This window comes from Tardiphaga sp., from assembly GCF_025356345.1.
GTDB lineage: Bacteria > Pseudomonadota > Alphaproteobacteria > Rhizobiales > Xanthobacteraceae > Tardiphaga.
Map to the genome: position 1 here is coordinate 1 of NZ_JANXTC010000317.1, position 22,745 is coordinate 22,745.

Sequence of the window (22,745 nt, forward strand, 5' to 3'; positions counted from 1 at the left end):
CACGGATCGCGTCCCAACCACCTACCCAACGCGCCTGTTGGCGCGCCGCCTCCCCTCATGTCTGGAGGGGAGGACTACCGCACAACTCGGGCGCTCCGCGTCGCGAGAAGGCCGAAGCCTGGCTGTTTGACATTTGCAGCAGGAAACCGCGCGCACCCGATTGCGCTCCGCGCGGCCACCCTCACCATCGCGAAGGCGCGGTGGGAGGGATAACAAGGAGCCGCGCCGCTCTTACGGCTTCAGAATCAAGGACCCCGTCGTCTTGCGCGCTTCCAGATCGGCATGCGCCTTGCCGGCATCCTTCAGCGCATAGGCGTGGTTGATCGCGACATGCAGCTTGCCGTCGATCACCGCCGAGAACAGCGTGTCGGCGCCTTCCAGCAATTCCGAGCGCTTGGCGACGTAGTCGTTGAGTTTCGGGCGCGTCGCGAACAGCGAGCCATGGTTGTTGAGTTCGGCGATCGAAAACGGCGGCACCGGGCCCGACGCGTTGCCAAAACTCACCCACATGCCGCGCGGCTTCAGGCAGGACAGCGAACCGGGATAAGTTGTCTTGCCGACGCCGTCATAGACCACGTCGCAGAGTTCGTTGCGGCTGATCTGCTTGACCCGCGCGACAAAATCTTCCTCGTTGTAATAGATGACGTGGTCGCAGCCATTGGCCAGCGCCAGCTCGCCCTTTTCCTTGGAGCCGACGGTGCCGATCACATGCGCGCCCATCGCCTTGGCCCACTGGCACGCCAGAAGGCCGATGCCGCCGGCTGCGGCATGGATCAAGACGCGATGGCCGGGCTCGACCTTGAAAGTCTTGTGCAGCAAGTACCACACCGTGAGGCCCTTCAGCATCAGCACGGCGCCCTGCTCATAGGTGATGCGGTCGGGCAGCTTCACCAGCCGCTCGGCGGCGAAGACGCGTTCGGTGGCGTAGCTGCCGAGCGCCGAATAATAGGCGACGCGATCGCCGGGATGAAAGTCGGTGACGCCGGGACCAACTTCGATCACCTCGCCGGAGGCTTCGTTGCCGGCGATGAACGGCAGTTGTGGCGCCTTGTAGAGGCCGGTGCGGAAGTACACATCGATGAAGTTGACGCCGATGGCGTGCTGCCGGATGCGAACCTCGCCCGGTCCGGGGGCGACGACGTCGACCGCTTCATAGATCAGGGCTTCGGGCCCCCCGACTTTGTGGACGCGCACGGCCTTCGTCATCATGGGTCTCCCTGACGTTTCTTAGGGAACCAGCGATAGCGGAGCAGCCCGGCTTGTCAACCGGGCGCGACACTCCGGCACGCGTGTCGCGACCGCGCCGGCTTGCACACCGGATGGATCACCGCGTGAACAGCCTGATCACAGCATCAGCGCCGACGATGTACAGCCCGATCGCGCTCAGCACGGAGGTGACCGGCCAGGCCACCACAAACCCCTGTGCCAGCGCGACCAGGGCCAGCACGCCCCATAGCGCGATCAGCGCCAGGTTGAGCCGGCGCCATCGTTTCACCCTTACCGGGTGAATGACGTGCAGCGGCACGAAGGTCAGGATGATCAGCGCGAGAACGGCGAGGCTCGCCGCGGCGGGCGGCGGCTGCAACAGGAACAGATAAAACGCCGCGACATTCCACAGCGCGGGAAAGCCGCGAAAATGATTGTCCGACGTCTTCATCCGCCGGTCGGCGAAATACAGCGCGCTGCTGACGACGATGGCAGCGCCGAGAACCGTGGCGGTCCACGGCAGCAGCAGCCCGCTGGCCATGATCGCATAGGCCGGCACGAACACGTAAGTGATGAAATCGACGACAAAGTCGAGCGCGTCACCGGACCAGTCCGGCAGCACACGGACCACGTCGATTTTTCGGGCAAGCGGGCCGTCGACGCCGTCGATCAGCAGCGCGACGCCGAGCCAGGTGAACATCGCCACCCACTGCCCGCGAACCGCTTCCATCATGGCGATCAGCGCCACGCCGGCGCCAAGCGCCGTGAAGACATGCACGGAGAAGGCAGCCGCCTTGGCGGTTCGGGACGACGGTGGGCGAAAGGCCTTCATTTGCCGAATATTGCTATCAGCAATTGACCGGCCTGCCCATCGGCTTTGACCGGTTCCGGCGACCGCCGCGGACCCGGGCGGCGGCTTGAAAAGCCCCGCATAAAGGAGGAAGCTACCGTCATGACCGAAATATCCCTCGCTGCTGTTCCCTATGACGTCGCCGTGATCGGCGGCGGTCCCGCCGGCCTTGCCGCGGCGATCGCGCTGGCCGAGACCGGTGCCCGCATTGCTTTGGTGGCTATTCGCCAACCTTACGCGGATAATCGAACCACGGCGCTGCTCGGCGGGTCCGTCGCATTCCTCGAACGCCTCGACGTCTGGCGCCGCTGCGCCGACCGTTCGGCGGCGCTGGTCACCATGCGGCTGGTCGACGACACCGGCCGGCTGATCCGTGCCCCGGAAGTCAAATTCAACGCCAGCGAGATCAGGCTCGAAGCGTTTGGCCACAACATCCAGAATCGCGAATTGATGATCGCGCTGGAAGCGCGCGCGGACGAGATCTCCAATCTGGTGTGGATCGACGACGAGGCCGAAACGATCCTGCCCGATGACAATGAGGCGGTGGTGCAGACCCGGCAGGGTACCGCGCTGACGGCCCGACTGATCGTCGGCGCCGACGGCCGGCAGTCGCTCGGCCGCGAGGCCGCCGGCATCGAGGTCAGACGCCGTAGTCTCGATCAGGCCGCACTGACCTTCAACATCGGCACCAGTCGTCCGCACCACAACATGTCGACCGAATTTCACACCGCGCAGGGTCCCTGCGTGGTGGTGCCGCTGCCCGGCAACCGCTGCAGCATCGTCTGGGTTTCCGCGCCGAAGCAGGCCGAGCAATTGATGGCGCTCAGCGACGAGCAGCTGTCGGCCGCGGTGGAAAAACAGCTGCACTCGATCCTCGGCCGCGTCACGGTCGAGCCTGGCCGGCATCTGTTCCCGCTGGCCATCGAGCAGCCGAAGCAGGTGGCGAAGAACCGCATCGTGCTGGTCGGCGAAGCCGCCCATGTGCTGCCGCCGATCGGCGCGCAGGGCCTGAACATGGGGCTGCGCGACGCCGCCGACATCGCCGGCATCGTCGGCGACGCCGTGCTGTCCGGCGATGATGTGGGCTCGGCAAAGGTCATGTCGCGTTTCGAGAAGGCCCGCCGCGGCGACATCTCCTCGCGCACCTTCGCCATCGACATGGCCAACCGCTCGCTGCTCAGCGACCTCATTCCGATGCAACTGGCCCGCGGCATCGGCATGCAGTTGATCGGCTCGGTCGGCCCGCTACGCCGCCTCGCGATGCGCGAGGGTCTGGCGCCGTCGTGGCGGCGTTCGGCTTCATAACCTAACCCCGTTCCGTGTCCCGGACGCGGCGCAGCGTGAAACGCTGCTCCGCAGAGCCGGGACCGTTACAGGCTCCGTCACCCAGGGTGGTGCCGGCTCTGCAGCGCACGACTCCGCCAGAGGCGGCGTCCTGCACTGCGTCCGGGACAAGGTGACGTATTACGGAAACGCGATCTGACCGGTCTTCAGCAGGTACATCACCGACGTCAGGGTGATCACCGAGAGGAAGGTGCCGAGCAGCACGGCCATCGAGGCCGGCTCGATCCAGGTGTCGTATTGCCGGGCAATGATGAAGACGTTGAGCGCCGGCGGCAATGACGCCAGCAGCACCGCGGTCGCCGCCCATTCCGGCGGAAACGGCCCGACCAGCAGCATCAGCGCGAACACGATCAGCGGGTGCACGATCAGCTTGATCGCAATGACGCCAGGCACTTCCCAAGGTACCCGACCCAGCGGCCGCAGCGCCACCGTGACGCCGAGCGTGAACAGCGCCACCGGTGCCGCGGCGTTTTGCAGGAACCGCAGCATGCCGTCGATCGCCACCGGCATCTGGACGTGGAAGGCGGCGGCGATCGCGCCGAGATAGGCCGCCACGATCAGCGGATGCAGCACGATGTGCTTGATGACAATGCCGATGGTCGGCAGCAGCGGCCGCTTGTCGCCGGAGGTCAGCGCCATCGCCAGCGGCACGATCGAGAACAGGAAAATGCTGTCGAAACAGAACACCAGCGCCGTCGGCACCGCCGCCTGGGTTCCCAGCACCGCCAGCGCCAGTCCGGGCCCCATATAGCCGATATTGCCGTAGCCGCCCGACAGGCCGGCCATGCTGGCCTGACGGATGGTCAGGCCGCTGATCAGCCGCCCGACCAGCGCCGACAGGAAGAAGGCGGTCGCGGTCGCCGTGGTGGTGGCGATCACGAACGGCAGATTGTTCAGTTGCTCGAACGGCGTCTTTGCCATGATCCGGAAGAACAGCGCCGGCAGTGACACATAGAGCAGGAAGAAGTTCATCCAGCTCAGGCCTGCCTCGGGCAGATTCTTGACCTTGCCGCAGGCGAAACCGATGAAGATCAGCCCGAAATACGGCAGCGCCAGGTTGAGGACATCCATCATGGCAGCAGATTTTCTTCTTGTTGATGCGGGCCGGTATTGGCGGGAATCCGGCTCGGACGGCGTATTTCGGCCTTTGCCTCTAGCATCGGCCACAAACCTGGTCTATTCGACCAGACATGATTAAAGCGCGGACCGCCAAATTTCAGCTCGGCCAGATCGTCCGGCACCGGATCTTCTCATTCCGTGGCGTGGTGTTCGATATCGACCCGGAATTCAACAACACCGAGGAATAGTGGCTGTCGATCCCCGAGGACATGCGCCCGCACAAGGATCAGCCGTTCTACCATCTACTGGCGGAAAATTCGGAATCCGAATATGTCGCTTATGTCTCCGAGCAGAACCTGCTGCCGGATGAATCCGGCGAGCCGATCCGGCATTCCCAGGTCGCCGAGATCTTTGTCAAGGACAAGGCCGGCACCTATCGCCCGCGCAACAATTCACTGAACTGACCACTGTCATTCCGGGCCGTGGGCGGTCGCCGAAGGCGACGCGCCGCGAACCCGGAATCTCGATATGTGCATCACGTCCGTATGTCGGGTTCGCGTCCGCCAGGCGGCTTTCGCCGGTTTGAATGACACGTGGCAGATACAAAAAGGCGCCCGTTGCCGGGCGCCTTTTGCATTCGGAAGTATCAGAACTATTTCGCGGCCGGATTGGCCGGGGTCGCGCCGGCGGGCTGGGTTGCTTCCAGCTTGGCGCGGGCTTCCGCGGCGCGCTTCTGCAGTTCTTCCTGCAGCTTCTTCTGGTTTTCCTCGAACACCTTCGGATCGGTCGGCGGGCCGTCATAGGCCTTGGCGAATTCCGCCAGCGGCAGCGGCAGGGTCAGCGGCGCGCCGTTGGAATTGATCGCCTGCACGATCAGGTTCTGGCCCTTCTTCAGATTGGCCAGCAGTTCCGGGGTGACTTCGTAGTCCGACATGCAGCCATTGGCGAAGCAGATCACATAGGGGCTCTGCGCCGGGGCGTTGGCATCGACGATGACGCGGGTGCCGTGCACCAGCTGCATGCCGAGCGGCAGGGTGACGCGAAGGATCTTCTTCGGCTCGCCTTCCGGCTCGATGATGACGGCGGCAATGACCGGCTGGCCGGACTCGATGCGACCGTCCTTGCCGGTGAAGCAGACCTGCTTGGCGTTGGCGTCCTGGCCCTTGAGGCAGAACTTGGTCCAGGGTGCGTAGATCAGCTGAACCTGCTGCTCCGGAGGCTGGGCGCCAGCGGCCGGCGCACCTGCGGGGGCCTGGGCGGCGGGAGCAGCCGGGGCAGCCTTGGGAGCCGCTTTCGGAGCCGCCTTCGGCGCCGCGGCCTTCGGGGCGGCGGCGGGCGGCGCGCCCGGCGCGGGCGCCTGGGCGCGCGCATCCGGCGCCATCGCGGAGGCCGTCAGCGCGGTTGCCGCCAGCAGGGCGAGAACCCGACCGCGCGGCCATACCGACGCAGCCAAAAGACGGAAATTCATTGCGGAAAACCCTTTCTGAACGGTGGCGCCCAAAACCCCGGGCCGAAGGCCCCGGGGCGGCGCGCACGCTGACCCGTTAGCGGGGTGTCTCGTTGCCAATTACGGCTGTTACGTGACAGTCCGCGCCGTCCTCGTCAATTGCACGCCTTCAATACAGCGGCGGGCGAAAAGATCAATGGCGACAACCCTTTTTGTGCAAGACGTCCCGCCCTTGATAGCAGACATGCTAAGTTGCCGAGGTGAGCTATCCCGAATCAAATCGATCAAATGCGATGCGCTTTTTGCGCAGCTTCGGCGTTCTGGCGGCAGCGGCATTGGTAGCGACCCTGATGCTGCCGGAACAGGCACGGGCGGAGCCCGCTTACGGCATCGCGATGCACGGCGCGCCTGCCCTGCCCGCGGGCTTCCGGCAGATGCCCTACGTCAACCCCGACGCGCCGCAAGGCGGGCGCCTCGTGCAGGGCGTGCTGGGCACGTTCGACAGCCTCAACCCCTTCATCGTCCGTGGCCTCGCGGTGCCGCAGATCCGTGGTTTTGTCGTTGAAAGCCTGATGACCCGCGGCCAGGATGAGGCGTTCACGCTGTACGGCCTGCTCGCCGAGAGTGTCGAGACCGACGACGCCCGAAGCTATGTCACCTTCCGGATCAATCCCGCCGCCCGATTTGCCGATGGCCATCCGGTGTCCGCCGTGGACGTGCTGTTCTCCTGGCAATTGTTGCGCGACAAGGGCCGCCCCAATCACCGGCAGTATTACGCCAAGGTAGCCCGCGCCGAAGCCCTGGACCAACGCACCGTGCGGTTCGATTTCGGCGGCGCGCCCGACCGCGAACTGCCACTGATTCTCGGCCTGATGCCGGTGCTGCCGAAGCACGCGGTCCATCCCGACAGTTTTGAGGAAACCTCGATGGCGCCGCCGCTGGGTTCGGGACCTTACCGGGTCACGGCCGTGAAAGCCGGCGCGGCGGTCACCCTGACCCGCAACCCGGATTATTGGGGGCGCGATCTGCCGGTCAATCGCGGGCTATGGAATTTCGACGAAATCCGGCTCGACTACTACCGCGAGTCCAATGCGCATTTCGAGGCGTTCAAGCGCGGGCTGTATGATTTCCGGCTCGAGAACGAACCGCTGCGCTGGCACGACGGCTATGACTTTGCGGCGGCGCGATCCGGCGACATCATCCGCGACGTGATCAGGACGGGGCTGCCGAAACCGTCGGAATTCCTCGTCTTCAACACCCGCCGCCCGATCTTCGCCGACGTCCGCGTGCGCCAGGCACTCACTCTCTTGTTTGATTTCGAGTGGATCAACCGCAGCTATTTCTTCGGCCTCTATGCCCGCGGCGCCGGCTTCTTCGCCGGCTCCGACCTATCCGCCGACGCCCGCCCAGCGGACGACCGCGAGCGCGCGCTGCTGCAACCCTACAGCGCGCCAATTCCCGCCGACGTAATGGATGGCAGCTATCGCCTGCCGGTCAGCGATGGCTCCGGCCGCGACCGCGCGACGCTGCGCACCGCGCTGACGCTGATGGCGCAGGCAGGCTACGAGCTTGACGACAACGTGCTGCGGCAACGCTCGGACCGGACGCCGTTCGCCTTCGAGATCCTGGTCACCAGTCGCGACCAGGAGCGCATCGCGCTGGCCTTCGCCCGCGACCTCAAGCGCGCCGGCATCCATGCCGGAATCCGCGCCATCGACGCCGTGCAGTTCGACCAGCGCAAGCTCACCTACGATTTCGACATGATCCAGAACCGCTGGGACCAGTCGCTGTCGCCCGGCAATGAACAGTCGTTTTACTGGGGCGCGGAGGCCGCCGACCTTCCCGGCACCCGCAACTACATGGGCGCCAAGGATCCGGCCATCGATGCGATGATCGCCCGGTTACTGGAAGCGCGGGACCATGCTCCGTTCGTCGATGCGGTACGCGCGCTCGACCGCGCCCTGATCGCCGGCTTCTACGCCATTCCGCTCTACCATGTCAGGGAACAATGGCTTGCCCGATGGAATCGGATAGAACGTCCTGCAACCACCGCGTTGACCGGCTATTTGCCGGAAAGCTGGTGGTCGAAACCGGATCGGAAATGACGCAGTGACCGCAGCAGCCCCGCACCCTTCGCCGACGCTCGATGGTCTGTTTCGCCGCGTTCTGGGTCGCCAGCCGGAAGCGCTGGCGCTGGTCGATCCGGCCGACAAGATGCGCATCACCGCGACGCCGCCGAAGCAGCTCACCTTCGCCGAAGCCGACCGGGCGATCTCGGCACTGACCGCGCATTTCATCGGCTCCGGCCTTCCGGCCAATTCGGTGATCGCGGTCCAATTGCCGAACACCGTGGAATTTGTCCTGACGGTGCTGGCGGCGCATCGCGCCGGCCTGATCGTCGCGCTGCTGCCGCAGCTGTTTCGCCAGGCCGAACTGACCATGGCGTTGAACCGCACCGGTGCCCGCGGTCTCGTGACCTCCAGCAAGATCGATGGCGTCAGCCATGCCGACCTGATCATGAATGCGGCGGCGGACGCGTTTTCGATCCGCTATGTCGGCGGCTTCGGCAACGACCTGCCGGAAGGCATGGCCGCCCTCGACGACGTGATGGCGTGCGAGTTCGAGCCGGCGATCGCGGTGCTGCAGGACGCGCGCCGCGCGGCCATCATTTCCTTCGACGTCACCGCCGACGGATTTCGCGCCGTGCCGCGCACCCATCTCAATTTGATCTCGGGTGGCCTCGCGGTGTTTCTGGAGGCCGGCCTGCCGCAGGGCGCGATCATCCTTTCGGCGCTGACGCCCTCCTCCTTCGCCAGCATGGCGTCGTCGCTGGTGACGTGGCTGTTGAGTGGCGGCGTGCTGTCGCTGCATCATCCGTTCGACAACGAAGTGCTCGAGCGCGATATCAATGCGCAGGCCTGCGACGTCCTCGTGGTCCCCGCGCCGCTGGCGGAGCGCCTGGCGGCCAGCGGCCTACTCGACCGTACGCCGACCCTGCGCCATGTGCTGGGCCTGTGGCGCGCACCCGAACAGGTCGCCACAAGCGCCGCCTGGAGCAGTCCGCAGACCACGCTCACGGATATTTACCTGTTCGGCGAGGCCGGCCTGTTCGGCGCCCGTCGCGGCGCGGACGGCCTGCCGGTAGCGATCATGCCGGGTTCGCACGGTGCGCCGCGCGCGGTCGCCAATTCATCGATCGCCGGCGAGATCCTGATCACGCCGAAAGGCACGCTCGGCCTGCGTGGTCCGATGGTACCGGTGCTGGCCTATGCGGCCTCCGCCGAACCCAGCCGTTCGCTGGTTGCCAGCAAGCCGGTCGATCATGTTGATACCGGCTTCGCCGCGCGTCTCGACCGTGCCACCGGCGCGATCCTGATCACCGCCCCGCCAAGCGGCGTCATGGCGGTCGGCGGCTATCGCTTCCTGGCGCAAGACCTCACGGAATGGGCCAAGCGCCTCGGCCAGAACGCGATGCTGACCGCGTTGCCGGACCGGCTCAGTGGCTATCGTCTCGCCGGCCGCGCCAGCGACAATGCGCGGGCCCGCGACGCACTCACCGAATTGGGGCTCAATCCGTTGATGGTGGAAGCGTTTCGCGATCGGGCCGCGGCCGATTGATGGAATTGCCCACCAGCCATTGACCCGCCATTAAGGACGCCGGGCTAACCTGCGCTATCGCATATCGCGCACCGGGTTCAACATGTCTGATCTGGCTACCATCGTCGTCGTCTCGGCGAACCATCCTGCCCCGTTCTCCGCCGCCTTGGTCACCAGCAATATCTTTCCGGTGATCGATGCGACCTGGGCCGAAGCGCTTGACGCGGTGGCGCGGTTGCAGCCAGCGGCTGTGCTGGTGTCGGCCACCGCCGACGACATGCCGATTTTCGAGGCGCTCGCCAAACGGCTCGGCGCCAAGCAGCCCTATGTGCCGCTGATCGCGATCGATCCGGTGACGTCGCTGCCCGGACACGCCCTCCCCTTCATACAAACCGCCGGTAATTTTGACCGGCTCTGCGTCCGGCTGCGCAACGCGTTGCGGGTCCGCACGCTGCACGCCACCGTGCTGCGCCGGCTCACCGCCGACAATATCATTCGCACCGCGCTGCAGGCGTCGGACCCGATCCAGGACGCCACCGTTATGTTGATCGGTCGCGGTGCCGGCTATCCCGCGTTGTCGGTAGCATTGGGCGAACGCGTCGGCGTGGTCGGCGCGCTCAGCATCGAGGCCGCCGCCAAACATCTGAATGCAAGGGATCTCGATGGCATTGTGATCGGCGAAGGATTCAGCACGCGCGTGGTCGATGCCTTCCTCACGGTACTGGCCGAGGATGCCCGGTTCCGCAATCTTCCGGTCGTCGTTACCGTCCCCGGCATTGCGGCGGATCATGAGCTGGCCAATCTCGAGGCGAGCGGCAGTCACGCCGCCGACGTCGCTGCGCTAGCATTGCCGCTGATCCGCCAGCACGCTTTTGAAACCCGCTTGCAGCGCGCCTTGAAGGCCATCGACTCCGACGGCTTGCTCGATGCCAATACCGGCCTGCTGACGATCGCGGCCTTCGAGCGCGACCTCGCCAACGCCGTGTACCAGACGCAATCGCGCGGCGGCGGACTGTCAGCCGCCCGGTTTTCCTTCCACGATGTGCCCGTACGCGCGCAACGCGACGCGGCACGCATTCTCGGCCGGCTGATGCGCCGGATGGATTTTGCCACGCTGCACGAAGATGGCTCCCTCATCGTGATCTTTGCCGAGACCGATTTGCGCAACGCCCATCTGATCGCGCGGCGGCTGTCGAGCGTGATGAAGCACACCATGCACGGCCCCAGGCGCGACGCGCGCAACGATCCGCATGTCACGGTCGCGACCTTGCTACCCAATGACTCCGCACGGTCGCTGATGGCGCGGTTGCAGGACAATGTGGCACAACGCGCCGCATCGTAGACCCGGACGCTCCGTCATCGGAACGATCGTTCGGTCAAGGTCGATTGCGACGCTAAGAGCAGCAAGTGGCTGGTCAGCATGAACACCACCAAGGAAGCGCTGAAGGCGGCGCCGGAATTCAAATATCCGAAGTAAGTTTCGGGCTTAAATGACGAACGGCCGTCGGCAGCCATGCCGGCGGCCGTTTATTGTTTACCAGGCCGATGATCTATCGGTCGTCATTGCGAGGAGCGAAGCGACGCGGCAATCCAGAAGCCACAAGCTCGGCAAAAGCTGGATTGCTTCGTCGCAAGTGCTCCTCGCAATGACGAGATAAACCGCCAGCGCTGCTACGCCGCCTTCTTCTTTTCCGCGAGATTGGCCAGCGCGCGCATGATTTCGGTGGCGCCTTCCAGCCGCTCCTCCGGAGTGTCCCATTCCTGCAGGAACACCACCTTCATGTCCGGCCGCACCTTCGCGGCCTGGCCATAGGAGCGGATGAAGTACACCAGCCGGTCCGGCTGCGCGAACTTGTTGTCGCGGAAAGTGATGACCATGCCCTTCGGGCCGGCATCAACCTTCTCGACATTGGCGCGGCGACAATAGGCCTTGATCGCCGCGATCTTGAACAGATAGCGCACCTCGTCCGGCAGCACGCCGAAACGGTCGCGCAGCTCGGCGGCGAAGTTTCCGATCTCGTCGTCGGTCTCGAGGTCGGCGAGCCTTCGATACAGCGACAGCCGCACCGCGAGATCGGCGACGAATTCCTCGGGGATCAGCACCGGCATGCCGACGGTGATGCTCGGCGACCAGCGGTCGGCAACCGGCTCGGAGACGCCGGCCTTGAGGTTGAGGATCGCCTCCTCCAGCATCGACTGGTACAGTTCGAAGCCGACTTCCTTGATATGGCCGGACTGCTCTTCGCCGAGCAGATTTCCGGCACCGCGTATGTCGAGATCGTGCGAGGCAAGCTGGAAGCCGGCGCCGAGATTTTCCAGCGACTGCAGCACTTTGAGCCGTCGCTCGGCCTGCGCGGTGATCTTGGCCTGCGCCGGCAGCGTGAACAGCGCATAGGCGCGCAGCTTGGAGCGGCCGACACGGCCGCGCAGCTGATACAATTGCGCCAGGCCGAACATGTCGGCGCGGTGGATGATCAGCGTGTTGGCGGTCGGAATGTCGAGCCCGGATTCCACGATGGTGGTCGACAGCAGGATATCGTATTTGCCGTCGTAGAACGCCGACATGATGTCCTCGATCACGGTCGGCGCCATCTGGCCATGCGCCACCGCGACCTTCATCTCCGGGACGTGCTTGTCGAGGAAGTCCTTGACCTCGGCGAGGTCGTCGATCCGCGGCACGACGTAGAATGCCTGGCCGCCGCGATAGCGTTCGCGCAGCAGCGCCTCGCGGATCATCAGCGGATCATGCGGCGCCACGAAGGTGCGCACCGCGAGACGATCGACCGGTGGCGACGCGATGATCGAAAGATCGCGAACGCCGGACAGCGCCAGCTGCAGCGTGCGCGGAATCGGCGTCGCCGACAGCGTCAGCACATGGACGTCGGCGCGCAACTGCTTCAGGCGTTCCTTGTGGGTGACGCCAAAATGCTGTTCCTCGTCGACCACGACCAGGCCAAGGTCCTTGAACTTGATCGACTTGCCGAGCAACGCATGGGTGCCAACGACAATGTCGATGGTACCATCGGCGAGGCCCTTCTTGGTCAGGGTCATGTCCTTCGGCGTCACGAGGCGTGAGGCCTGCGCGACGTTGACCGGGAAGCCCTTGAAGCGCTCGGTAAAATTCTTGGCGTGCTGACGCGCCAGTAGCGTGGTCGGCACCACGACGGCAACCTGCTTGCCTTCGAGGGCCACGGCAAAGGTGGCGCGCAATGCCACCTCGGTCTTGCCGAATCCGACGTCGCCGCAGATCAGCCGGTCCATCGGCCGGCCGCTCTCGAGATCGCCCAGCGCGGCGTTGATCGCCGACTGCTGGTCCTCGGTCTCCTCATAGGGGAAGCGGGCACAGAATTCGTCATACAGATGCGGCTGCACGAAGGTCTTCGGCGCCTCGCGCAACTGCCGCTCGGCGGCGATCTTGATCAGCTCGCCGGCGATCTCGCGAATCCGGTTCTTCAGCTTGGCCTTGCGCGCCTGCCAGCCGGAGCCGCCGAGCTTGTCGAGTTCGACATTGGCGGTGTCGGAGCCAAAGCGCGACAGCAGCTCGATGTTCTCGACCGGCAGGAACAGCTTTGTTTCATTCGCGTAGCGCAGCTCGAGACAATCATGCGGCGCGCCGCCGACCTGCAGCGTCTGCAACCCGACGAAACGGCCAATGCCGTGCTCGACATGCACGACGATGTCGCCGGCCGCCAGACTCGTCACTTCGGAGATGAAATTATCGAGCTTTCGCGTCGCCTTGCGCGGACGGACGAGACGATCGCCCAAAATGTCCTGCTCGCTGATGACAGCGATCTGGTCGGTTTCGAAGCCAGCCTCCATGCCGACTACCGCGAGCATGGTCTGGTTGCGCGGCGTCGCCAGCACGGTGCGCCAGGAATTGACCGAGGTCGTATTGAGCAGCTTGTGGTCCTTGAGCATGCTGCCCATGCGGTCGCGCGAGCCTTCGCTCCACAGCGCCACCACGACCTTCTTGCGCGCCACCTGCAGCGCCTCGATATGCGCCACGACCGCGGCGAATACGTTGATGGTGGAATCCGATCGCTCGGTCAGAAAATTGCGTCCGGCGCGCGCATCGGCATCGATCACGCCGGCGCCCTGCTGTGGCACAGCAAATGGTGTCAGCCGCGCCAGAGCGACGTCGGTGAGGCGATCCTGCCATTCCTCCAGCGTCATGTAGAGCCGGTCCGGCGGCAGCGGCTTGTAAATGGCGCCGCCGCCGGGAATGCCCATCGCTTCACGGCGGGCCTCGTAATAGTCCGAGATCTGCTTGAAGCGCTCGGTGGCGGCGGCCTCGCCTTCCGGCTCCATCACGATCGGCGCGCCATCGACATAGTCGAACAGCGTGTCCATCCGCTCCTGGAACAGCGGCAGCCAGTGCTCCATGCCGGGATGACGGCGGCCTTCGCTGACCGCCTCGTAGAGCTGATCGTCGCGCTCGGGCGCCCCGAAGGTCGCCACATAGCCCATCCTGAACCGCTTGATGGTTTCGGTGACGAGCTGGAATTCGGAGATCGGCACCAGATCGAGCGCGCGCATGTCGAAATGGGTGCGCTGGGTCTCGGGATCAAAACTGCGGATCGATTCCAGGCTGTCGCCGAAGAAGTCGAAACGCACTGGTTGATCAAGGCCGGCAGGAAACAGATCGAGGATACCGCCGCGCACCGCATATTCGCCGGGCTCGCGCACGGTGCCGGATCGATTATAGCCGTTGTGTTCGAGCCAGGCGACGATGGAGTCCATCGGCACCACATTGCCCGGCGCCACCGACAGTGCCTGCGCCGCGACGATGTCGCGCGCCGGCACCCGCTGCACCATGGCATTCACCGTGGTCAGCAGGATCAGCGGCTTCTCGCTGCCCTTCAGGCGCGACAATCGCGCCAGCGTGGTCAGCCGCTGTGCCAGCACGCCGCCATGCGGCGAGACCCGGTCATAGGGCTGGCAGTCCCAGGCCGGAAACTGCATCACCGCGAGATCCGGCGCGAAGAATTCCAACGCGCGGGCCAGATTCTGCATTCGGCCGCCGTCGCGGCACACCACCGCGAGGCTCACCGCCGGCGGTTTCGGCCTCGCAGCCACGGCGCGGGCCAGATCGGAGATGATCAGGCCCTCGGCGCCGTCGGCCACATTGGCAAAGGTCAGCGCGCGGCCGGGCGCAAGCTGCGCCGCGGGCGAAACCGTCGGCGCCTTCATGCCGGCTTGTCCAGATTGCGAAACAGCTTGATGCGCTCGAACAGCGGCGTGTGAAACTTCGGCGCCAGCTCGCTGTCGCCGACAAAGGCCGGATACAGATCGGGATCTTCCAGCGCGATCAGCTCCTCGAGCTGGGTCACTTCGAGTTCGGCCAGACCGGCGATCTCGGCGTCGGCAAACCGACCGAGAATCAGGTCCATTTCCCGGGTACCGCGGTGCCAGCAACGAAACAGCAGCCGCTTGCGGCGCTCGTCCAGCCCGTTGCTCGATCGTGTCGTTCCCGTCATGTGCCCGTCCCGTCCAAACGCCGAAAGCCCGGACATGCCGGGCAGGCTGATATAGCGTTCGCGCCTGTGGATGTCAGCACCTGTTCGCGCATTGCTTTCGCCCCAAAATGCATTCAAGTCTCGGCGCTACCGCCCGTCCCGTGTTTTGCGAGCTTCCGAGTCGTTATGCGCCCTGAACTGCTCAACCCGCTATTTGCGCCGGTCACCTCGATCCCTGGCATCGGGCCGAAGCTGGACAAGCTGCTGCGGTTCCTGCTCGGCCGCAGTGAAACCCCGCGGATCGCCGATTTGTTGCTGCATCTGCCGGTCAGCGTCATCGACCGACGCGAGCGGCCCAAGATCCGCGATGCGGCTCCGGGCACCATGGTAACGCTGGAAGTCACCGTCGACCGCCATCGTCCGGCACCGGGCGGACGCTCGCGCGCGCCGCATCTGGTCTATGTCAGCGATGACACCGGGGCGGCCGTGCTGGCCTATTTCAAGGCCTATCCCGGCCAGGTGGAAAAGCTGCTACCGGTCGGCGAGAAGCGCTTTATCTCCGGCACCGGCCAGCTGTTCGACGGCATCCTGCAGATCGTGCATCCCGACCGCGTCATCGACGAGGAAGGATTTGCCAAACTCAGCGGCATCGATCCGGTCTATCCCTTGACCCAGGGCCTGGCGATCGGCGCGCTGCGCCGCGCCGTCGGGCTGGCGCTGACACGGCTGCCGGCCCTACCGGAATGGATCAGCCCGGAAGTGATGCGGCGCTGCTCGTTTCCGCCGATCGCGGAAGCGCTGAACCGCGTCCATGTGCCGGTCGAACTCACCGATATCTTGCCCGAAGGTCCGTTCTGGTCGCGGCTGGCGTTCGATGAATTGCTCGCCGGGCAGCTGGCTTTGGCACTTGTGCGCGCGCAATTGCGCCGGCCCGCCGGCGATCGCAACGCCGGCGATGGCCAATTGCGCCGGTTGATCATCGACGCACTGCCCTATTCGCTCACCAACTCGCAGCAGGAGGCGGTCAAAGCGATTGCTGGCGATCTGACCCAGCCGGTACGCATGCTGCGGCTGCTGCAGGGCGACGTCGGCTCCGGCAAGACCGTGGTGGCGCTGCTTGCCGCCGCCGCAGTCGCCGAGGTCGGCCGGCAGACGGCCCTGATGGCTCCCACCGAGATTCTCGCGCGCCAGCACATCAAGACCATCACGCCGCTGGCCGAGCGCGCCGGACTGCGCGTGGCGATCCTGACCGGCCGCGAAAAAGGCCGCGAGCGAAAAGACATTCTGGCGCGACTGGCGGCTGGCGAGATCGATATGCTGGTCGGCACCCACGCGCTGATCCAGGACGACGTGGAATTCAAGGAGCTGGCGCTCGCGGTGGTCGACGAGCAGCACCGCTTTGGGGTGCGCGAGCGGCTGGCGCTCACCAACAAGGGCGACGCCGTCGACGTGCTGGTACTGTCGGCAACGCCGATCCCGCGGACCCTGGTACTCACCTATTTTGGCGACATGGACGTGTCCGAACTTCGGGAAAAGCCCGCCGGCCGGCAGCCGATCGAGACCCGGACGCTATCGGCGAGCCGGCTCACCGAAGTGATCGACGGCATCGGCCGCGCGGTCGGTGCCGGCAAGCTGATCTACTGGATCGTGCCGCTGGTGGAAGAATCCGAGATGGATGGCCCCAAACTCACCAATGCGGAGGAGCGCTTCGAGAGCCTGCGCGAGCGCTTCGGCGACAAGGTCGGGCTGGTTCACGGCCGCATGCGCGGCACCGAGAAGGACCTGGCCATGGCGCGTTTCGCCGCCGCCGAAACCCAGATCCTGGTTGCCACCACCGTGGTCGAGGTCGGCGTCGACGTCCCCGCCGCGACCATCATGGTGATCGAGAACGCCGAGCGCTTTGGCCTCGCGCAATTGCACCAGTTGCGCGGCCGCATCGGCCGCGGCTCGGAAGCTTCCAACTGCCTGCTGCTGTACCGCGAGCCGCTCGGCGAGATCGCGGCCAAACGGCTGAAAGTCATCAAGGAAACCACCGATGGTTTTCGCATCGCCGAGGAAGACCTGAAACTGCGCGGCGAAGGCGACGTGCTTGGCACACGGCAGAGCGGATTGCCGGGATTTCGCATCGCCCGCCCCGACGTGCATGCGCAGCTGATCACGCAGGCGCGCGACGAGGCAATGCGGATTTTGCAGGACGATCCGAAGCTCAAAGGCGAACGCGGCGAGGCGCTGCGCTGCCTGCTCTATCTGTACGAGCGCGACGAGGCACTGCCGCTGATCGGCGCGGGCTAATCGCCTGGCGTGATTCATTCGGCCTGCACCGTTCACAGAGCAGTTCTATACCATGACGTCCGCTGGGGCTCCTCGAGCTAACCTACCCAATACCCAAACCTCGAGCTTCAGGATATTCTGCCCGCCCACAGACAATTATAGGAGCTGTCCGTGCCGCTCAGTATCTCCGCCATCGAGCGAATCAAGCTTGGGACGACCGCTTGCAACACCCTCGGCACCGCCCTGATCACCGTCGCGATATTCGCGCCCCTGGCGTTAAGGTGACCTCTCTGGAGTTCATTCCGCTCGAAAGATGGCCTTTGATCGATGGCTGGATGGCGGTTAGCATGATCGACGCCGTTGTAATACATGCGATCGGGCAAGCCGTGCTCAAGCTCTTCGAGCTCAACGATGCCCTATAACGATTATTTCGTCGTGTCTCAGGCGCTGATCGTGGGCGGCATGGCCTGGACAAGCGCAAAGCTGGCAATCCACGGCTCGAACAAGGTCTATCGGCCGGCAAGGCTCCCTTTGTTTGACGAAACTACCCTGGTCGACCGGGCTGTCAACGGTGACACACAGCAGCGGGAACCAAGGGCATTCGTCGGCGAAATGATCGAACGGGGTGAAGTGACAGCATCACAAACTTACGCAACACAGGATGAAGCCGTGGCGGCCGCGCGTAACGGTCTCTGGTATGCGAAAGGCAGCATGGTGCATCTGGATCTGGCCGGGCTGGTAACCATCAGCGAGAGCGAAACGCCACCACGGCCCCGCACGCAACGACCCCGGAAAATCACGACTAATCGCCCGAAGGCACAGACCTAATCCAGCCCACAAGCAAAAAGCTTTCTAAGCGATCGATGGTGCTGTCCGTGACACCGTCAAAACCGGGTGCGACGTCGGCATGAGGTCTTCGGCAGGTAGAAGAAGAATCCCTTTGTCGGGGTCGACGCGCTATCGCGTGATGACAATCTTGCCGAACTGCTCGTTGGATTCCAGAAAGCGGTGAGCATCCACAATCTCGCCGAACGAAAATGTTCGCGAAATGATCGGCCGGAATACACCGTCCGCCAGTCCAGCGAGGATGAATTCCTTGGCCGCGGCAAGCCGGATGGGATTGGTAACCACCTCATGCACAAGATAGCCGCGCAGGGTCAGACTTTTGCTGAGGACATTGAACAGTGGAAACGGTGTCGGCTGATTACTGAGACCTCCGTATTCGATGAGAATTCCGCCTTTGGACATCGCAGCCGTCAACGGATCGAACAGCGGTCCGCCAACCGGATCGAGAACGACGCGAACGCCGCCTTGGGCCTGCGTCATGGCGCGAAGTTTCGTCTCGATATCTTCCTCGGCTGACACGATGACTTGCGCAGCGCCAGCCTCGAGCAGCGCCTGTCGCTTGGTCGAATTGCGCGTGATCGCGATTGGCACAGCTCCGAGACGGTTCGCAATTTGAATGGCTGCTAATCCTACGCTACTGGAAGCTGCGGTAATCGCGACGACCTCGGAGGCCTTGAGATTGGCCACGTCGACGAGTGCGCCATAGGCGGTGAGATAGGCCATCCAAATGGCCGCGGCAGCCTCGAAGCTCAATGTCGAGGGATGCTTCACAATCAGAAAAGCCGGAAAGGTGGCAATCTCGCCGTAGGCTGGCCAGCGGCTCATGGACACCGGCGGTACGACACTGACCGTATCCCCGACCACCAAGTCGACGACGCCCTCTCCGATCCGCTCGATGATGCCTGCGGCTTCAAGACCGAGCCCGGAAGGCAACTCCGGCGTCTCAATGTAGGTGCCCCTGCGCATCAGTGCGTCCGCCCGGTTCAAGCCAATCGCCCTGACGCAGATTTGAACCTCCCCTGGCCCCGGAGCGAGCACTTCGATGTCTTCAATTTTCAGGACGTCCGGACCGCCATATTGATGAAATCGGATGACCTTCGTCATCTAACACTCCAAACTAATGATTATGAATCTTCTTTATGAGGGTCGCGTATCACGATAAATTCTCGAACAGGCAGTTCTGAATAAACTAGGGCTTTCGAATATGGATCGGCTGACCAGCATGGAGGTGTTCGTTGCCGCGGTGGATCTCGGTTCGTTTGCGGCGGCAGCGACGGAACTCGGCATGTCCGCGCCGATGGTCGGCAAGCACGTCCGCTCGCTCGAGGAACAACTCGACGTGCGGCTCATCAACCGAACCACCCGTCGCCAGACTCTCACAGAGTTCGGCCAGACATTTTACGAACGCAGTCGAGCCATCTTGGCTGATGTGGAGGCGGTGGGCGCCCTTGCCGCAGATCAGTTCTCCGAGCCCCACGGCAGGCTCCGGATGACCATGCCGGTCCATTTCGGTCGGCGTTGTGTCCTGCCGTCACTCATGCAACTGGCGCGGCAGTATCCCGGCCTGGAGTTCGATCTTCAATTCAGCGATCGAACTGTCGAGGTCGTGGAAGACGGCTTCGACCTAGCCATCAGGACGGGCGCGCCGGGTGGAAAGGCAAGCCTTATGACACGGCGCGTCGCCCGCCAACCCATGATCCTGTGCGCGGCTCCGCTCTATCTCGACGCTCGGGGCTGTCCTTCTCACTTACAGGAACTCCCGGATCACCGTGTCCTCAATTACCGTCGCTCCGGCCCTGCAATGCCCTGGCTCTTCGCCCGCAAAGATGGTGGGTTGATCGAGGTTTTACCGAAGGGCCGCATGCAGTTCGACGATCTCGATGCCATCGCGGATGCCGCGATAGCAGCTATGGGCATCGCATGGTTGCCCTACTGGCTCGTCCGCGACGTGGTCCGATCCGGCAAGTTGCAGCAGGTGCTGAAGGACGAAGGAGAGTATCTCTACGACGTCTATGCCCTATGGGCCCAGACGCCACGCATGCCGCGAAAATTACGCCTGGTGATTGACGCGCTCGCAACGACACTTCCTACCCTCATGAGCGACCCGGGCCTTCGATAGGCCCCGTCGTTCCCCCTCGATCCGAGCATGAGCTTTTTCCATGCGCACTCCAAGCGAACCGTGGTTACGACCAGCCCCCAGCGGCATCCGTCGCACAGATTTGAAATGTGAGTGTGGCCTAATCCACCTGCGCCGGCTGCTTCGGGGCAGCCGCATTGGCGACCTGCGCCGCCTGCGCCATCTCGGCCAGTGCCGCGATCTTCTTCTGCGGATCGGAGCCCGGCTGCACTACGCCGGCCGACATGATCAGGGTCGCGGCGTCCTCGGCCGACATGTCGATGTCGATGATCTTGGTCTTCGGCACGTAAAAGAAGAAGCCGGTGGTCGGATTCGGCGCGCAGGGCAGGAACACCGAGATGTACTCCTCCTGCCCCGGCAGGCTGTTTTTGATCTCGACGCTGGGCGGCTGCGAGATCAGCACAATCGACCACATTCCCGGCGAAGGGAATTCGACCAGGCCTACTTTCCGAAAACTCGATCCGGTGCCGGAGAACAGCGTCTCGAACACCTGCTTGAGCCCGCGATAGATCGCGCGCACCACCGGCATGCGGCCGAGCAGCCGCTCGCCGAGATCCACCAAAGTGCGGCCGATCAAATTGGCGGTCAGGAAGCCCAGCAGCGTCAGCGCCACGAAGGCCACGATCAGGCCGGACCCTGGAATGCCATAGGGCAGATATTGTTCAGGCCGATAGGCCTCGGGCACCAGCGGCCGCACCAGCGCATCGACCCAGGTCACGAACCACCAGGTCAGATAGAAGGTGATGGCGATCGGGCCGGCGACAATCAGACCGGTCAGAAAGTAATTGCGGATCCGGGCCATGAAGCCGCGCGGCGGATCCGGCGGAAGGTCACCGGCGGGCGATGTCGGTGGCAGGTCGGTGCGGTCCATCAGCGTTCCAAATCCAGTAGCGCGGCGCTTGGCGCCTTCAATCTTGAACAAGGACACTAGCAGCATTTCGCCCGCCTGGCGAAAGCCACTTTGATGGCAAACTCGGCACAATGCTAAAAGCCCGAAGCCAATTATGCAGGCGACATATCTACCAGCCCGTCACGATCGGCATCGGTTCCGCCGCGAAAATCCAGCCTACTCCACCGTCACCGACTTCGCCAGGTTGCGCGGCTGATCGACATCAGTGCCCATCACCACGGCGGTGTGATAGGCCAGCAGCTGCACCGGGATGGCGTAGACCATCGGCGTGAAGGTCGCCGCCATGTCCGGCAGGATGATCGTCACCAGCGAATCGACGGTGGCCTCCTCGGCGCCCTTTGCGTCGGTCATCAGAATGATCTTGCCGCCGCGCGCCGCGACTTCCTGCATGTTCGACACCGTCTTCTCGAACACCCGGTCGAACGGCGCGATCACCACCACCGGCATGTTCTCGTCGATCAGCGCGATCGGTCCGTGCTTGAGTTCGCCGGCGGCGTAGCCCTCGGCGTGGATGTAGGAGATTTCCTTCAGCTTCAGCGCGCCTTCCAGCGCCAGTGGATAGGAGGTGCCGCGGCCGAGATAGAGCACGTCCTGGCACTTGGCGATGTCGCGGGCGAGCTTTTCGATCTGCGGCTCGGTGGTCAGCGCCTCGGCCATCAGCCGCGGGATTTCCACCAGACCGTGCACCAGCCTGGCTTCGTCTTCATCGGACAACTCGCCGCGCGCCTTGCCCGCGGCCACAGCCAGTGCGGCCAGCACCATCAGCTGGCAGGTGAAGGCCTTGGTCGAGGCGACGCCGATCTCCGGCCCCGCCAGCGTGGGCATCACCGTCTCGCTCTCGCGGGCGATGGTCGAGGTCGCGACGTTGACCACCGACAAACTATGCATGCCCTGCTCCTTGGCATAACGCAGCGCCGCCAACGTGTCGGCGGTCTCGCCGGACTGCGAGATGAAGATCGCCAGATCGCCCTTGCGCACCGGCGCCTCGCGGTAGCGGAATTCGGAAGCGACATCGAGCTCGACCGGCACCCGCGCCAGCCGCTCGAACCAGTATTTGGCGACGTAGCCCGCATAGCTCGCAGTGCCGCAGGCAGTGATCGAAATGCGCTGAATGTCCTTGAAATCGAACGGCAGCGCGACCGGCAGCGACACCCGCTCGCTGGCCATGTCGACATAGCGGGCCAGCGTATGGCCGACCACTTCCGGCTGTTCGTGAATTTCCTTGGCCATGAAGTGGCGGTAGTTGGCCTTGTCGACCATGAAGGACGACGCACCGGACTTCATCACATCGCGGTGCACGACCGTGCCCTGCTCGTTATGCACCACCGCGCCCTTGCGGTTCAGCACCGCCCAGTCGCCATCCTCGAGATAGCTGATGTCGTCGGTGAACGGCGCCAATGCGATGGCGTCGGAACCGAGATACATTTCGCCGTCGCCATAGCCGATGGCGAGCGGCGAGCCCTTGCGGGCCGCGATCAGCAGCTTCTCTTCACCGGCAAACAAGAACGCCAGGCCAAAGGCGCCGCGCAACTGCTTGAGCGTCAGGCCCACGGCCTGTTCCGGCTTGTGGCCCCGGTCCAGCTCCCGTGTCACCATCAGTGCGACGACTTCGGTATCGGTCT

At 64.2% G+C, this 22,745-nt stretch carries 16 protein-coding genes and 1 pseudogene; 8 read left to right on the forward strand and 9 right to left on the reverse strand.

The genetic code is table 11. The annotated features are described in order from the left end of the window. Window positions 1-231 precede the first annotated feature (231 nt). Together Q0S16_RS19275 and Q0S16_RS19280 are read right to left on the reverse strand one after the other, a co-directional pair. The gene (locus tag Q0S16_RS19275) at window positions 232-1,206 is read right to left on the reverse strand and encodes a quinone oxidoreductase (RefSeq protein ID WP_295851620.1); all 975 of its coding nucleotides are present in this window, start codon (window positions 1,204-1,206) and stop codon (window positions 232-234) included. A gap of 118 nt (window positions 1,207-1,324) precedes the next feature. After that, a complete protein-coding gene (locus Q0S16_RS19280; RefSeq protein ID WP_295851624.1) occupies window positions 1,325-2,038 on the reverse strand; it encodes a CDP-alcohol phosphatidyltransferase family protein in 714 nt (237 codons plus the stop codon). Window positions 2,039-2,158: 120 nt separating this feature from the next. Here Q0S16_RS19280 and Q0S16_RS19285 point away from each other — a divergent pair, with 120 nt between their 5' ends. Continuing rightward, window positions 2,159-3,361, forward strand: coding sequence for a UbiH/UbiF family hydroxylase (locus Q0S16_RS19285; RefSeq protein WP_295851627.1), 1,203 nt, complete (start codon window positions 2,159-2,161; stop codon window positions 3,359-3,361). A 159-nt stretch (window positions 3,362-3,520) separates the two neighbouring features. On the opposite strand, the gene Q0S16_RS19290 is transcribed toward Q0S16_RS19285, so the two are convergent. Then, on the reverse strand, window positions 3,521-4,474 hold the full coding sequence (locus Q0S16_RS19290) for an AEC family transporter (protein ID WP_295851629.1): 954 nt from the start codon (window positions 4,472-4,474) through the stop codon (window positions 3,521-3,523). A 116-nt stretch (window positions 4,475-4,590) separates the two neighbouring features. Here Q0S16_RS19290 and hspQ point away from each other — a divergent pair. Beyond that, window positions 4,591-4,923: pseudogene (gene hspQ / locus Q0S16_RS19295) on the forward strand (heat shock protein HspQ). A 188-nt stretch (window positions 4,924-5,111) separates the two neighbouring features. Here the strand turns inward: hspQ and Q0S16_RS19300 are convergent. After that, window positions 5,112-5,927: an invasion associated locus B family protein gene (locus Q0S16_RS19300; protein ID WP_295851631.1), complete on the reverse strand. Its 816-nt coding sequence runs from the start codon at window positions 5,925-5,927 to the stop codon at window positions 5,112-5,114. A 329-nt stretch (window positions 5,928-6,256) separates the two neighbouring features. Between Q0S16_RS19300 and Q0S16_RS19305 the strand changes: the two genes are divergently transcribed. The 3 genes from Q0S16_RS19305 to Q0S16_RS19315 all read left to right on the forward strand — a co-directional run bounded on the left by Q0S16_RS19305 (window position 6,257) and on the right by Q0S16_RS19315 (window position 10,845). After that, window positions 6,257-8,011, forward strand: a complete 1,755-nt coding sequence (locus Q0S16_RS19305; protein WP_295851661.1) for an extracellular solute-binding protein — start codon at window positions 6,257-6,259, stop codon at window positions 8,009-8,011. 4 nt (window positions 8,012-8,015) lie between these two features. Further along, entirely contained in the window at window positions 8,016-9,524 is a 1,509-nt protein-coding gene (locus Q0S16_RS19310) for a class I adenylate-forming enzyme family protein (protein WP_295851633.1), read from the forward strand. A gap of 82 nt (window positions 9,525-9,606) precedes the next feature. Continuing rightward, entirely contained in the window at window positions 9,607-10,845 is a 1,239-nt protein-coding gene (locus Q0S16_RS19315; protein WP_295851635.1) for a GGDEF domain-containing protein, read from the forward strand. A gap of 329 nt (window positions 10,846-11,174) precedes the next feature. On the opposite strand, the gene mfd is transcribed toward Q0S16_RS19315, so the two are convergent. Continuing rightward, window positions 11,175-14,693, reverse strand: a complete 3,519-nt coding sequence (mfd, locus tag Q0S16_RS19320; RefSeq protein WP_295851638.1) for a transcription-repair coupling factor — start codon at window positions 14,691-14,693, stop codon at window positions 11,175-11,177. After that, a complete protein-coding gene (locus Q0S16_RS19325; protein ID WP_295851641.1) occupies window positions 14,690-14,980 on the reverse strand; it encodes a succinate dehydrogenase assembly factor 2 in 291 nt (96 codons plus the stop codon). Before Q0S16_RS19325 ends, mfd begins: the two co-directional genes overlap by 4 nt. Before the next feature lie 165 nt (window positions 14,981-15,145). Here Q0S16_RS19325 and recG point away from each other — a divergent pair, with 165 nt between their 5' ends. Continuing rightward, window positions 15,146-17,251, forward strand: coding sequence for an ATP-dependent DNA helicase RecG (gene recG, locus Q0S16_RS19330; protein ID WP_295851644.1), 2,106 nt, complete (start codon window positions 15,146-15,148; stop codon window positions 17,249-17,251). A 390-nt stretch (window positions 17,252-17,641) separates the two neighbouring features. Continuing rightward, window positions 17,642-18,058 carry a hypothetical protein gene (locus Q0S16_RS19335; protein ID WP_295851649.1) on the forward strand — a complete coding sequence of 139 codons (417 nt, stop codon included), beginning with the start codon at window positions 17,642-17,644 and terminating at the stop codon, window positions 18,056-18,058. 129 nt (window positions 18,059-18,187) lie between these two features. Here the strand turns inward: Q0S16_RS19335 and Q0S16_RS19340 are convergent, their stop codons facing one another. Continuing rightward, window positions 18,188-19,180, reverse strand: coding sequence for a zinc-dependent alcohol dehydrogenase family protein (locus Q0S16_RS19340; protein WP_295851652.1), 993 nt, complete (start codon window positions 19,178-19,180; stop codon window positions 18,188-18,190). Window positions 19,181-19,280: 100 nt separating this feature from the next. On the opposite strand from Q0S16_RS19340, the gene Q0S16_RS19345 reads away from it, so the two are divergent. Continuing rightward, complete coding sequence (locus Q0S16_RS19345; RefSeq protein ID WP_295851655.1) at window positions 19,281-20,195, forward strand: LysR family transcriptional regulator; 915 nt, start codon at window positions 19,281-19,283, stop codon at window positions 20,193-20,195. A 118-nt stretch (window positions 20,196-20,313) separates the two neighbouring features. Here the strand turns inward: Q0S16_RS19345 and Q0S16_RS19350 are convergent, their stop codons facing one another. Together Q0S16_RS19350 and glmS are read right to left on the reverse strand one after the other, a co-directional pair. Further along, window positions 20,314-21,084, reverse strand: a complete 771-nt coding sequence (locus tag Q0S16_RS19350; RefSeq protein WP_295851664.1) for a DUF502 domain-containing protein — start codon at window positions 21,082-21,084, stop codon at window positions 20,314-20,316. Window positions 21,085-21,279: 195 nt separating this feature from the next. Then, a partial coding sequence (gene glmS / locus Q0S16_RS19355) for a glutamine--fructose-6-phosphate transaminase (isomerizing) (protein ID WP_295851658.1) occupies window positions 21,280-22,745 on the reverse strand: 1,466 nt, incomplete at its 5' end.

Coding starts and splice junctions, on each gene's coding strand:
- Q0S16_RS19275 (WP_295851620.1), bottom strand. CDS start 1,206: ATGACGAAGGCCGTGCGCGTCCACAAAGTCGGGGGGCCCGAAGCCCTG.
- Q0S16_RS19280 (WP_295851624.1), bottom strand. CDS start 2,038: ATGAAGGCCTTTCGCCCACCGTCGTCCCGAACCGCCAAGGCGGCTGCC.
- Q0S16_RS19285 (WP_295851627.1), top strand. CDS start 2,159: ATGACCGAAATATCCCTCGCTGCTGTTCCCTATGACGTCGCCGTGATC.
- Q0S16_RS19290 (WP_295851629.1), bottom strand. CDS start 4,474: ATGATGGATGTCCTCAACCTGGCGCTGCCGTATTTCGGGCTGATCTTC.
- Q0S16_RS19300 (WP_295851631.1), bottom strand. CDS start 5,927: ATGAATTTCCGTCTTTTGGCTGCGTCGGTATGGCCGCGCGGTCGGGTT.
- Q0S16_RS19305 (WP_295851661.1), top strand. CDS start 6,257: ATGCTGCCGGAACAGGCACGGGCGGAGCCCGCTTACGGCATCGCGATG.
- Q0S16_RS19315 (WP_295851635.1), top strand. CDS start 9,607: ATGTCTGATCTGGCTACCATCGTCGTCGTCTCGGCGAACCATCCTGCC.
- mfd (WP_295851638.1), bottom strand. CDS start 14,693: ATGAAGGCGCCGACGGTTTCGCCCGCGGCGCAGCTTGCGCCCGGCCGC.
- Q0S16_RS19325 (WP_295851641.1), bottom strand. CDS start 14,980: ATGACGGGAACGACACGATCGAGCAACGGGCTGGACGAGCGCCGCAAG.
- recG (WP_295851644.1), top strand. CDS start 15,146: ATGCGCCCTGAACTGCTCAACCCGCTATTTGCGCCGGTCACCTCGATC.
- Q0S16_RS19335 (WP_295851649.1), top strand. CDS start 17,642: ATGCCCTATAACGATTATTTCGTCGTGTCTCAGGCGCTGATCGTGGGC.
- Q0S16_RS19340 (WP_295851652.1), bottom strand. CDS start 19,180: ATGACGAAGGTCATCCGATTTCATCAATATGGCGGTCCGGACGTCCTG.
- Q0S16_RS19345 (WP_295851655.1), top strand. CDS start 19,281: ATGGATCGGCTGACCAGCATGGAGGTGTTCGTTGCCGCGGTGGATCTC.
- Q0S16_RS19350 (WP_295851664.1), bottom strand. CDS start 21,084: ATGGACCGCACCGACCTGCCACCGACATCGCCCGCCGGTGACCTTCCG.